Source organism: Bacillus sp. K7 (assembly GCF_053903245.1).
Genome location: NZ_CP096406.1, coordinates 953838 through 966454 on the forward strand (window position 1 = coordinate 953838; position 12617 = coordinate 966454).

Below are 12617 nucleotides of genomic sequence, written 5' to 3' on the forward strand. Positions count from 1 at the left end.
AAAAAGTATGGCGGGTGGGGTGAGCTTGAAGCACATTTTAGAACAATTGGCAGAGGAGCGGCTGAGCTATCTGGTTAACGGGTATGCGATGAGACAGGAGTCTGAAGTCGGGGACCTTGAAGTCATGGAGCGGAAGAAGAAGCTTCTGGAAAAACGTAAAGTTGACATCGTAAAAGCGAAAGCGAAGGCCGTCATTGGCAATACGCGGGTTGAGGATGACGGAACGACCTGCCTTACGTATACCATCCATTATGAATACGTGTATAAGGAGCAGGACGACAGCTTGTATATGGAAGAGCACATAGAGGAGCGGATGGCTTTCCTTTATGATCATATTTTGATTCGTGATCAGGAAATTGCGAAAAAGCCGGCTGGATTTCATGAAGGGACCAGTATTATTGACTATTCTCAAGAGGAAAGGGAAGCGTTTGGCAGGGCCTTTCAATACGATCGTCTCGGCGCTGTGCAATATGCCGAGAAACATTGGAACAAGCGCAACCCGGCTTATAAAAATTTCAGCGATAACTGTACGAATTTTATTTCTCAATGTCTTCATGCGGGAGGCGCGCCGATGCGCGGCCATCCGAACAGAGGATCAGGCTGGTGGATGAAACAAAGCTCCTGGAGCTACAGCTGGACGGTAGCTCATTCTATGAAAATGTATTTGTCGAATTCAAAGGCCGGCCTGCGTGCGGTGCGGGTGAAATCAGCGGAAGAACTGATGCCGGGTGATGTGATTTGCTATGACTTTGAAGGAGACGGCCGGTTTAATCATACAACGATTGTCGTGGCGAAGGACAAAGGCAATATGCCGCTTGTTAACGCCCAGTCCTATGACAGCAGAATGAGGTATTGGTCATACGAGGATTCTACGGCATACACGCCATCCATCCGATATACATTTTTTCATATCATTGATGATACGACAAAAGAGTAATTAATGATATAATGGTGGGCGGATAAGAAAAACAGAGGTGAACATTGTGGCATTACATGTCGTTTTATATCAACCAGAAATTCCCGCCAATACAGGGAATATTGCACGTACTTGTGCAGCAACCAATACAACGCTCCACCTGATTCGTCCGCTCGGCTTTTCAACGGATGATAAAATGCTGAAGCGTGCCGGGCTCGATTATTGGGAGTTTGTTAACGTTGTGTATCATGATTCGTTAGAGGAATTGTTTGAGGCATATCAAAAAGGCCAGTTTTTCTTTATTACGAAATTTGGCGAGCAGCCTCATACATCGTTTGATTACACTGATCTTGACGAGGATTATTTTTTCGTGTTCGGAAGAGAAACAAGCGGTTTGCCAAAGGAGTTAATCCAAAATAACATGGACCGCTGCCTGCGTCTTCCGATGACAGAGCACGTGAGATCGTTAAACCTGTCCAACACCGCGGCCATTCTTGTTTATGAAGCGCTGCGCCAGCAAAATTACCGTGACTTGAAGTAGTAGTAAATCCGCTCATGATGATGGGCGGATTTTTTTTGGGCTTAACAACGTAACATTGTTATGTTACAATGTGTACACAAAAGGAGCTGGACTTATGGAAGAACAATTAATCTCTAAAAAAGAATTACTTGAAATAACATCGATTTCCTACGGCCAGCTGTATCGGTGGAAGCGCAAAAACTTAATTCCTGAGGATTGGTTTATTCGCAAATCCACATTTACAGGGCAAGAGACGTTTTTTCCGAGGGAGGATATTTTACAGCGTATTTCAATGATTCAAAAGATGAAGGGAAATTTGTCACTGGATGAAATGAGGGAAATGCTGTCGCCAAAAATAAACGATATCAGCATGACCGCTGATGAATTGCTGCATAAAGGTTTGATTTCAAAGCCTGTTCTTGAAGTCTTTTCTGAAAGCAGAGAAGGTATGGTTTTTTCTTCCCGCGAACTGCTTTCGTTGTATGTGCTTGAAGGGCTGCTGCAGTCCGGGAATGTCAGCCTGGCAGAAGCCAAAATGGCGGCAGAGGTGTTAAAGCAGCATGATACTGAAGAGATCAAGAAACAGACAGAGCTGATTGTGCTGAGGAAGCTTGGTGTCACAACTTGTTTTATAGCGGCTGCGGCCGACAGCATTCTGTTTGAGTCATCTGTCAAGGTTGTGGAACGGGTAGATTTAGCTAAGGCGTCAGAGGAATTAAAAACAACATATATGCAGGAGGGCCATCAATGGATGTAATGGAAAAGCTCGTGATAAACGGATCAGGAAGTTCAAAGGGAGGAACGTTTCAATCAGTTGAGATTAACGGCAGCGGCACCGTGGCCGGGGACGTGGAGTGTGAGACTTTTTCTTTTCATGGAACCGGAAAAGCTGACGGCAGCGTCAAGGCAAAAGTGATAACCATCAACGGCTCAGGAAAGATACAGGGAGATGTTGACACAGAATCTATTCGAATAAACGGAACAGGTTTTATTGAAGGAGAGGTATCCGCAAAACAATTGAAAATCGCTGGATCATCAACATTCGGAGGCACAGTCAAGGCTGACGGTATTGTCATTAGCGGAAAAGCGGTCATGGAAGCGGATTGTGAAACGGAAACCTTTCTATCGGAAGGGAAATGCAACATCAGCGGGCTCTTAAATGCTGACCAAGTGAAGATTAAGCTTTCTGCCGGGGAAAGTGATGTGCGTGAAATTGGCTGCCGCCATCTTCAAGTGACTGGCAGAAAAGGTATGCTTAGCTTGCTCAGACTGTTGCCGCAGCCTATTTTAACGGCTGAACTGATTGAAGGTGACGTCATTGAGCTGGCAAATACAAAGGCGAAAACCGTGCGGGGAAATAAAGTGATAATTGGTCCGGATTGCCAGATTGAAACAGTCGAATACAGCGGGGACTATTCTTGTGATCCGAGCGCATCGGTAAAAACATGCACGAAGATATGAGGAGGACCGTTAAGGGGAAACAAAACAGGGGCATTTAAAATGGCATGGCGCCGAACACGATGCAGGCGCGGCTTATACCGCCATGTCAAAATCAAAGGTGAAGGGCTGTCTGCTGCGGGATGCACCATCGAAACAATCGAGTGCCATTAACACATGCAAACGTGATGATTAGTCCAAGGTTGCAGAAAACACTCAAGTGTAAAACATTGTTATGTTACGCAAAAAGGGTGCCCTTGTCAGGAGCACCCTTTTTTATTCTTTCCCCGGCTTGCTTTCGTATCCTGCGGTAAAAATTGATACTAAAAAAGTGACAATGACACCCATCATGATGATTGTTTTCACCGTCTCTCCCCCTCTACAATTTTTCCGTGATGCCCGAGTCTGGATGATTCTGTTATTTTCTTTATTATGAACGGTCACAGTCTGCCTTGTCAACGCCCGTGTAAGGATCTTTATTTAAGAAACCAAAGCATGTATCACGGGATGGCGGCATAGATTGTATCAAAGTACCTTATTTGCATAGTGCAACAAACATGATGGAGGAGGTCCTTATGGATATATTAAAGAAAATTGAACAGTACAGAGAGGAAGAGCAGCGGCTGAAATGGGAAGGAACATTCGCCGATTATTTGCAGATTATAAAAGAAAATCCAATGGTCGCGCAATCTGCTCATTCTCGTGTTTTTAATATGATAAAAGACAGCGGGATAGAGGAGGTTGACGGACGGAAGAAGTACAGCTTTTTTGACCGCGAGCTGTTTGGGCTTGAGGAATCACTTGAGCGTCTTGTGGAAGAGTATTTTCATCCGGCCGCGAAACGGCTTGATGTCAGAAAGCGGATCCTATTGCTGATGGGACCTGTGAGCGGCGGTAAATCAACGCTGGTCACGATGCTTAAAAAAGGTCTCGAAGCGTACACCCTGACGGATAATGGGGCTGTCTATGCGATTAAAGGCTGCCCGATGCACGAGGATCCTTTGCATTTAATCCCCCATCATTTGCGTGATGACTTTTACAGAGAATACGGCATTAGAATAGAAGGAAGTCTATCTCCATTAAATGTCATGAGACTGGAGGAAGAATACGGAGGAAGAATTGAGGATGTGAAGGTTGAGCGCATCTTTTTTTCAGAAGATAAACGTACGGGAATTGGAACATTCAGCCCGTCTGATCCGAAATCTCAGGATATTGCCGATTTGACGGGAAGTATAGATTTCTCAACCATTGCCGAGTATGGTTCAGAATCGGATCCGCGCGCTTACCGGTTTGACGGAGAGCTGAATAAAGCGAACCGCGGGATGATGGAGTTTCAGGAAATGCTGAAATGTGATGAGAAATTTCTTTGGCATTTGCTTTCATTGACACAGGAAGGGAATTTTAAAGCCGGGCGATTTGCGTTAATTTCTGCTGATGAGCTGATCGTAGCTCACACGAATGAAACGGAATATCGCTCATTTATTTCTAATAAGAAGAATGAAGCTCTGCACTCAAGAATCATTGTGATGCCGGTTCCTTATAATTTGAAAGTGTCTGAGGAAGAGAGAATTTATGAAAAAATGATCGCGGAAAGCGATGTGTCGGATGTTCATATTGCCCCGCATACGCTGAAGGTCGCTGCGATGTTCTCGATTCTCACCCGATTAAAAGAACCGAAACGATCAGATATTGATCTGGTCAAGAAAATGAGACTGTATGATGGAGAAAGTGTAGAAGGCTATAATTCTGTCGACGTTGAGGATATGAAAAAAGAATATCATGATGAAGGCATGAGCGGCATTGATCCGCGGTACGTGATCAACCGGATTTCTTCAACCATTATCAGAAAAAATATGGAATCGATTAATTCACTTGATGTTCTCCGTTCCTTAAAAGAAGGTCTTGATCAGCATCCTTCCATTTCGAGTGAGGACAGGGAGAGGTTTTTGAATTTTATTTCTGCCGCCCGCAAGGAATATGACGACATTGCGAAAAAGGAAGTTCAAAAAGCGTTTGTATATTCATATGAAGAATCAGCAAAAACGCTTATGGACAATTACCTTGATAACGTAGAGGCCTACTGCAATAAAAACAAGCTGCGCGATCCTTTGACGGGAGAAGAAATGAACCCTGACGAAAAGCTGATGAGATCTATCGAAGAGCAGATCGGCATTTCGGAAAACGCCAAAAAAGCGTTTCGCGAAGAAATCTTAATCCGCATCTCGGCCTATGCGAGAAAAGGAAAGCGGTTTGATTACAATTCTCATGAAAGACTGCGTGAAGCCATTCAGAAAAAGTTGTTTGCTGATCTGAAGGATGTTGTTAAAATTACGACTTCAACCAAAACGCCGGATGAGCAGCAGCTGAAAAAGGTAAATGAAGTCGTGGCCCGTTTAATTGATGAGCACGGCTACAACTCGACGAGCGCCAATGAACTGCTGAAATATGTCGGCAGCCTGCTGAACCGATAAGCAACGTGACCCGTCCGAATAGGGCGGGTTATTTTGTCCCATTTTCTAAATAGTTTGTCAATGAACTGTGTTTGAGTGCATATGATGAATATAAATCTTTTCGAAAGACTTGTTTCATAATCTGAAACAAGCAGGAATACGTATGTATCACGACCACAAATGGGTAAGGAGGAGGATTCATGTCCCAAAATGACAGCGGCCATTTTTTGATTTCTGAGGAAAACTGGTCCCTCCATCGCAAAGGTTTTGACGACCAGCAGCGCCACCAGAAAAAAGTGCAGGAAGCGATTAAAAACAATCTTCCTGACCTCGTGACTGAAGAAAGCATTATTATGTCTAATGGAAAAGATGTAGTGAAGATCCCAATCCGTTCACTGGATGAGTATAAAATCCGTTATAACTATGATAAAAATAAACATGTGGGGCAAGGAGAAGGCGACAGCCAGGTTGGGGATGTTGTGGCCCGGGATGGGTCAGACAAAAAACAGGGACCCGGAAAAGGGCAGGGGGCCGGTGACCAGGCAGGCGAGGATTATTATGAAGCAGAAGTTTCATTAATGGATTTAGAAGAAGCGCTTTTTAAGCAACTGGAGCTTCCGAATCTCCAGCAAAAAGAGCGGGACAATATCATTCATACAGATATTGAATTTAATGATATCCGTAAAACAGGGCTAACCGGTAATATTGATAAGAAAAGAACGATGATGTCAGCTTTTAAACGAAACGCGATGTCAGGGAAGCCATCGTTCTATCCGATTTACCCGGAGGATCTGAAGTATAAGACGTGGAATGACATAACAAAGCCCGAGTCAAAAGCTGTCGTCTTAGCGATGATGGATACAAGCGGCAGTATGGGTGTTTGGGAAAAATACATGGCCAGAAGCTTCTTTTTCTGGATGACCCGTTTTTTGCGGACGAAGTATGAGACTGTAGAAATTGAATTTATTGCCCATCATACAGAAGCAAAAGTCGTGTCGGAGGAGGACTTCTTCTCAAAGGGAGAAAGCGGCGGCACAATCTGTTCTTCCGTATACCGAAAATCGCTTGAGCTGATTAATGAAAAGTACGATCCCGCCCGCTATAATATTTACCCGTTTCATTTTTCTGACGGTGACAACCTCACATCTGATAACGCGCGCTGTGTGAAATTGGTCAATGATATTATGAAGAAAGCGAATCTTTTCTGCTACGGAGAGGTCAATCAGTACAACAGGCATTCAACGTTAATGTCTGCATACAAAAATGTGAAAGACGATAAATTTAAGTACTATATTTTAAAACAGAAGTCTGATGTGTTTCAGGCATTGAAGAATTTTTTCAAAAATGAAGAGTCTGGCGTAAGCCGCCAATTTTCGTAATGAAAAGCCCATTCCAGGGCTTTTTTTAATTTAATAAAAGTAAGAAAACGGTTGCGAAAAAAATACGAGAAGAAAAGAAATTTTTCCTTTGACAAATCTCCTTTCATTTATTAATATTTTATCTTGTGAACTATTATTGAGGAATGAGGTGAAAACGAGTTGACTGAATCAGAACGTGCTTTGCTCACTTTTGAACAGCTCTTCGATACGTCTCGGGCGATTTATAAGAAACAGAAGAAGATATTGGAGATTGTGCTTGAGCCTTTTGATATTACAGTCCTTCAATACTTGCTGATGTTTAAAATTCATCAAAGCGGAAGCACCCCACTAAGCAAGCTGGCGGTGTCGCTTGATCTTAAACCTGCTTCAGTGACGCGGATGACAGATATTTTATATAAGCGCCGATTGATGAATCGATTTGACAGTCCGGATGACCGTCGTATCGTCATGATTCAGTTAACCGAAGAGGGGGAAGAACTGATAGAAAAAGCCGCTGTACAATATGCAAAAATGGGCGCGGGTTTGTACCAAAAGCTTGATACATCCCAGCTTCAATATTTGCGTAAGCTTGCCGGAAGCTTAACGATGCTTGCTGAAGGCTGTTCAGAAAAGCGGTAATGAAAAACTTCTCACATAATTTCACCAGCGTTCCGCAAAATGATAGAGGATGAAACGAAAGGAGAAAACAAAATGAACAGAGGACGTTTAATTCTGACCAACATTATCGGTTTGATTGTTGTTCTTGCAATTATAGGCGGAGGTGCTTATTACTATTATCAAAGCACAAACTTTATCAAAACAGACGAAGCGAAAGTAGCCGGCGATATGGCTGCCATTACAGCACCAGCAGCAGGCAAAGTATCTGACTGGGACCTTGAAGAAGGAAAAACAGTCAAAAAAGGCGACACAGTCGCAAAAATTAAAGGTGAACAATCTGTTGACGTAAAATCCATCATGGATGGAACAATTGTGAAAAACGAAGTGAAAAACGGACAAACAGTACAAGCTGGCACAACAATTGCCCAAACAATTGACATGGACCACCTCTACATCACTGCGAATATTAAAGAAACAGATATTGCAGATGTTGAAGTAGGTAATAGTGTAGACGTAGTCGTTGATGGAGATCCTAATACAACATTTGACGGGACTGTGGAAGAGATCGGTTATGCGACAAATTCAACTTTTGATATGCTTCCATCTACAAATTCAAGCGGTAACTATACAAAAGTCACACAAAAGGTTCCAGTGAAAATCTCAATCAAAAACCCATCTGATAAGGTGCTTCCTGGTATGAATGCATCTGTTAAGATTTCTGAGTAAAACAGATCAGTCATCAAACCATGAAAGGAGGTTGTCTTAGATGGCTACAGGCAAAGAAAATAAAGCAAAAAGCCCAAAGTCATTGCTGATTGTGCTAATGGCAGGGTTGTTTTTGGCAATACTCAACCAAACGCTGCTTAACGTCGCAATGCCGCACTTAATGACTGAATTTGGTGTAAGTGCAACGACGATTCAGTGGCTCACAACAGGTTACATGCTTGTTAACGGCGTTTTAATTCCGTTATCTGCTTTCTTGATTACAAGATTTGGCCAACGGAGTCTCTTTCTCGTCGCCATGTTTTGTTTTACACTCGGAACATTAGTCTGCGGTATCGCACCTAACTTTTCCACAATGCTGGTCGGCCGTTTGATTCAGGCCGTGGGCGGAGGTATCTTGCAGCCGCTCGTTATGACAACCATTCTGTTTATCTTCCCTCCTGAAAGCAGGGGGAAAGGAATGGGGATCTTCGGACTTGCGATGATGTTTGCTCCTGCGGTCGGCCCGACTCTTTCTGGGTGGATCATTGAGAATTATACATGGCGCATTATGTTTTACGGCCTTGTGCCGATCGGTGCCATTATTATTATCGTGGCTTTCTTCATCTTTAAAAACATGGTGGAGCCGCAAAAAATCAAGCTCGATACGCTTGGAGCGATTCTTTCCATTGTCGGATTCGCCTCCTTGCTATACGGAGTCAGTGAAGCTGGTTCTGACGGCTGGACAGATCCGATCGTCCTGTCTACAGTTATTATTGGTGTCATAGCCATTGTTGCTTTTGTTGTTCAGCAATTGCGCCATGACGATCCGATGCTTGATTTCAGAGTGTTTAAATATGATATTTTCTCACTATCAAGTGTCATTAATATCATCATTACAGTAGCGCTGTACACTGGTATGTTCCTGCTGCCAATTTACCTGCAAAATCTTGTCGGCTTTACGGCGCTGCAATCCGGGCTGCTTCTGCTTCCGGGTGCGATTGTCATGCTGATCATGTCACCGATCTCAGGTATTTTGTTTGATAAATTCGGTCCGAGACCGCTCGCGATTATCGGCCTTCTCGTGACAGTGGTTACAACATATCAATATACGCAATTAACGATTGATACACCGTATACACACATCATGCTGATTTACTCAATCCGTGCCTTCGGTATGTCACTCTTGATGATGCCCGTTATGACAGCGGGGATGAACCAGCTTCCTGCCCGCCTGAACAGCCACGGTACGGCGATGAGCAACACGCTTCGCCAAATCAGCGGATCAATCGGTACAAGCTTAATCACGACGATTTATACAAACCGTACGACATTCCATTACTCACAAATTGCAGATAAAACAAGCACGGCGGACCCGAACTTCCTCCATGCTTTCCAAAATGCAGTTTCGAATATAATGGTGAATATGAATGTTTCCTACGAGACAGCGAAAACGTATGTCTACTCTCATATTTATAAACACGCGACACTCGATTCAAACGTCATGGGGATTAATGACGCTTTTATGTGGGCAACATTATTCTGCGTAGCAGGATTAATTTTAAGTATCTTCCTGCGTGACGTCAGAAAAGATAAATTGCGTAAAAAGAAAAAAGAGGAGCTTTCATTGCTTCCGGCTCCTAAAGAAGTGAAGGAATCTTAATCTGTACAAGGAGGTTTCCTGAATGAAAATTTATGTAGTGTATGACAGTGAAGGTGAACACACAAAGGCTCTTGCAGAAGCCATTGCTGAAGGCGCGAAAGAAAACGAGGCGGCTGAGGTGCTGATCGACCATGTCGATCAGGCTGATATCCGCAAGCTGAAAGATATGGATGCAATTATTTGGGGATGCCCTGGTCATTTCGGAACAATCAGCTCCGGTCTGAAAGCTTGGATCGACAGACTTGGCTACTTATGGGCTGAAGGCGAGCTGATCAACAAAGTCGGCGCTGTTTTCTGCACAACGGCAACAACACACGGCGGCTTGGAAATGACAATGCACAACTTGATGACACCGATGTTCCACCAAGGCATGATCGTTGTCGGCTTGCCTGGAAACGTGCCAGAAAACGCGCTGTACGGCTCTTATTACGGAGCAGGCGTCACTTGTCCGGTTGACAGTGATGAGTTAATGTCTGAGGAAGGTATTCAGCTTGGACGCGCCTTAGGAAGACGCGTCAGCCAAGTCACAGGAAACCTAACAGCAGGACAGTAAGGAGAGGTTAAAATGGCCATTATTCTAGCAATTATTGCTGCTGTCATAGTCATTGCGGCTCTTATTACATTTAACGTCCGCAACGCCTCACCTGGACCCGAGAAGCAAGAAAAAGCCGAAAGAATCGCCCCTCCAGAAGAGGGAAATAGCGAAGCGCAATACCCTGCTGAAGCAAGAGCGGCCGAGCATACACCAGCCGTTGTGGAAAACGATTCTCCAAAAGAGAAACGGGACGCAATGGGTGATGATATTTACAGGCAGGCGCTGCAAAAGTTTAAGCATTCTGATGAAGATCAGGCAGAAGAAGAGGTCACTGAGACAAGTGACAAAATGCAGGACAGCAGCTATCGAAATGTGCTGCTTTCCATGAAAAACAAGAATAAGTGATAAAAAAGGCAAATCCGTTTATTCATGGCGGATTTGCCTTTTTTGCTGTTAGCATGTATGGATTATGTTTTTTTATCAAATAAATCCATGGAATAAGTTGTATTTTGAATTGATCTAGTGTACTATTTTACTCATACACTGAAGAGGTTTCCGGGAGGGAAAGACATGGGTTCTTTTATAGGCCTGCTAAAGAAAGATATAAAACTTTCTAGAATATGGCTGCTAGTATGGAGTTGCGGAATCATATTCTGTTTGGGGACAGGTCATATCATAGCTTCTCGCACGAAAGAACCGCTTGTCATTTTAGGTTTCTTTGCTGCAGTTGCTTTTTTTCTGCTTTTCTTATCCCCTGTTTTTGTGTATATGCACCTCCACAAAGAAGGGAAATCACAGCTATGGCTGTACAATCCAAATGGCGGTTTCCGGCTGCTTTCTTCCAAATTGGCTGCATCTTTGCTCTATCAATTTCTGATTCAATTGGCATTAACCGCTTATGGCATATGGATTTATCATATGCTCTCTGTGAAAAACCTGCTGGTGCATCAAGCTGATTTAACAAGTACACCGATTTTGCTGAATATATATGGTCTTATTTCCTCGCTATATATGTCAGTGACAGTGATTGTGTTCTGGAGTGTTTTTCACTCGCTTAGGAATTGGCGCGGATTGCGTTGGGCTGCGATGGGACTGCTGGCCGGGGTGTGGTACTTCTTCGATGAATACATCATAAGCCCTCTAGTGGTATCTCAAAAGCATTTCTGGCCTGTAACCGTTTATTGTGATTTTGATTTCCAATTACGCGACGTTTGGAGTGTGGAATTAAAACCGATACATCTATCCGTGCTTGGGTTTCCTATCGCCATCGTTATCACAATCCTGCTGCTTATCGCGGCTTCTAAACTGCTTGATCGTAAAATTGAGGTGTGAATATGGACAATCATTTCCAGTCTTCAAAACCGATTTATTTGCAGATTGCTGACCAGATTTTTTATCGGCTGGTCAGGAAGGAGCTGCTTCCAGGAGACAAGCTTCCTTCTGTAAGAGAAATGGCGATTCAAACCAAGGTAAATCCCAATACAATTCAAAGAACATACAGTGAGATGGAAAGGCTGGGTATTGTGGAGACAAGAAGAGGTCAAGGGACGTTTATTGCGGAGAAAGCAGACATCGTAGATGAGCTGAAGGACAGGCTGACACGAGAAGTGCTGGAAGGCTTTGTGAAGCAAATGACAGAGCTGGGGCTAACGAAAGAAGATATGGTGGAAAGGATTAAAACATTCACTGAGGGAGATTGAGATGGAAATCACTTTAGAACATGTATCAAAAAAATACGGCCGCCACACCGCTGTTCAAGATGTATCGATCTCTTTATCATCCGGACGGATTTATGGTTTGATTGGTCCAAACGGCAGCGGAAAGTCAACGACCTTAAAAATGATGGCTGGCCTTCTCTTTCCGACTTCAGGATTCGTGAAAGCGGATGAAGAGCCGATTACGAGAGATATGGTGCGTCAAACGGCATATCTTACAGAGCTTGATATGTTTTATCCGCACTTTACTGTAAAGGATATGGTGAATTTTTATCAGTCACAATTTCCTGATTTTCAAACAGAACAAGCGTATAAGCTGTTGAATGAGATGCAGCTGGATCCGGAAAAAAAGATCAAAAAGTTATCAAAAGGAAATCGGGGAAGGCTGAAAATCGTCCTTGCTTTAGCAAGAAGGGCATCCGTCATCTTGCTTGATGAACCCTTTTCCGGGCTTGATCCGATGGTCAGGGACTCTATCGTAAACAGTCTGGTTTCGTACATTGATTTTGAGCAGCAGATTGTCGTCATCGCCACACATGAGATTGATGAAATAGAAACCTTGCTTGACGAAGTCATCGTGCTTGCCAATGGAGAGAAAGTTGCGCAGCGTGATGTGGAGGAGATTCGTGAGCAGGAAGGCATGTCTGTTTTGCAGTGGTTTAAATCAAAAATGGAAGTTTACTAGAAAAGAATGAGGAGGAAC

Annotated in this window: 14 protein-coding genes; all 14 read left to right on the forward strand. The window is 43.6% G+C overall.

Translation table 11 applies throughout. The annotated features are described in order from the left end of the window. The first annotated feature begins 7 nt into the window (after positions 1–7). Positions 8–937, forward strand: coding sequence for an amidase domain-containing protein (locus M1D98_RS04770; protein WP_082246265.1), 930 nt, complete (start codon positions 8–10; stop codon positions 935–937). Positions 938–974: 37 nt separating this feature from the next. Next, positions 975–1457, forward strand: coding sequence for a tRNA (uridine(34)/cytosine(34)/5-carboxymethylaminomethyluridine(34)-2'-O)-methyltransferase TrmL (gene trmL, locus M1D98_RS04775; RefSeq protein WP_082022477.1), 483 nt, complete (start codon positions 975–977; stop codon positions 1455–1457). A 94-nt stretch (positions 1458–1551) separates the two neighbouring features. Then, entirely contained in the window at positions 1552–2193 is a 642-nt protein-coding gene (locus tag M1D98_RS04780) for a YhbD family protein (protein WP_205600465.1), read from the forward strand. Further along, complete coding sequence (locus M1D98_RS04785) at positions 2184–2897, forward strand: polymer-forming cytoskeletal protein (protein WP_456280050.1); 714 nt, start codon at positions 2184–2186, stop codon at positions 2895–2897. Before M1D98_RS04780 ends, M1D98_RS04785 begins: the two co-directional genes overlap by 10 nt. A gap of 551 nt (positions 2898–3448) precedes the next feature. Further along, complete coding sequence (gene prkA, locus M1D98_RS04790) at positions 3449–5344, forward strand: serine/threonine protein kinase PrkA (protein WP_010327741.1); 1896 nt, start codon at positions 3449–3451, stop codon at positions 5342–5344. A 179-nt stretch (positions 5345–5523) separates the two neighbouring features. Further along, entirely contained in the window at positions 5524–6702 is a 1179-nt protein-coding gene (gene yhbH, locus M1D98_RS04795) for a sporulation protein YhbH (RefSeq protein ID WP_456280051.1), read from the forward strand. A 159-nt stretch (positions 6703–6861) separates the two neighbouring features. Beyond that, positions 6862–7320, forward strand: coding sequence for a MarR family transcriptional regulator (locus M1D98_RS04800; protein ID WP_010327743.1), 459 nt, complete (start codon positions 6862–6864; stop codon positions 7318–7320). Between the two features lie 39 nt (positions 7321–7359). Then, on the forward strand, positions 7360–8025 hold the full coding sequence (locus M1D98_RS04805; RefSeq protein WP_082022490.1) for an HlyD family secretion protein: 666 nt from the start codon (positions 7360–7362) through the stop codon (positions 8023–8025). Between the two features lie 40 nt (positions 8026–8065). Then, the gene (locus M1D98_RS04810) at positions 8066–9664 is read left to right on the forward strand and encodes an MFS transporter (RefSeq protein WP_010327745.1); all 1599 of its coding nucleotides are present in this window, start codon (positions 8066–8068) and stop codon (positions 9662–9664) included. A gap of 22 nt (positions 9665–9686) precedes the next feature. After that, a complete protein-coding gene (locus M1D98_RS04815) occupies positions 9687–10217 on the forward strand; it encodes an NAD(P)H-dependent oxidoreductase (RefSeq protein ID WP_010327746.1) in 531 nt (176 codons plus the stop codon). 12 nt (positions 10218–10229) lie between these two features. Further along, positions 10230–10604 (forward strand): hypothetical protein, encoded by a 375-nt coding sequence (locus M1D98_RS04820; protein WP_121642197.1) that lies wholly within the window; start codon positions 10230–10232, stop codon positions 10602–10604. A gap of 165 nt (positions 10605–10769) precedes the next feature. Continuing rightward, complete coding sequence (locus M1D98_RS04825) at positions 10770–11531, forward strand: hypothetical protein (protein ID WP_121642198.1); 762 nt, start codon at positions 10770–10772, stop codon at positions 11529–11531. Positions 11532–11533: 2 nt separating this feature from the next. Further along, on the forward strand, positions 11534–11899 hold the full coding sequence (locus M1D98_RS04830; protein WP_010327749.1) for a GntR family transcriptional regulator: 366 nt from the start codon (positions 11534–11536) through the stop codon (positions 11897–11899). Position 11900: 1 nt separating this feature from the next. Then, entirely contained in the window at positions 11901–12599 is a 699-nt protein-coding gene (locus M1D98_RS04835; RefSeq protein WP_268559567.1) for an ABC transporter ATP-binding protein, read from the forward strand. The last annotated feature ends 18 nt before the right edge of the window (positions 12600–12617 follow it).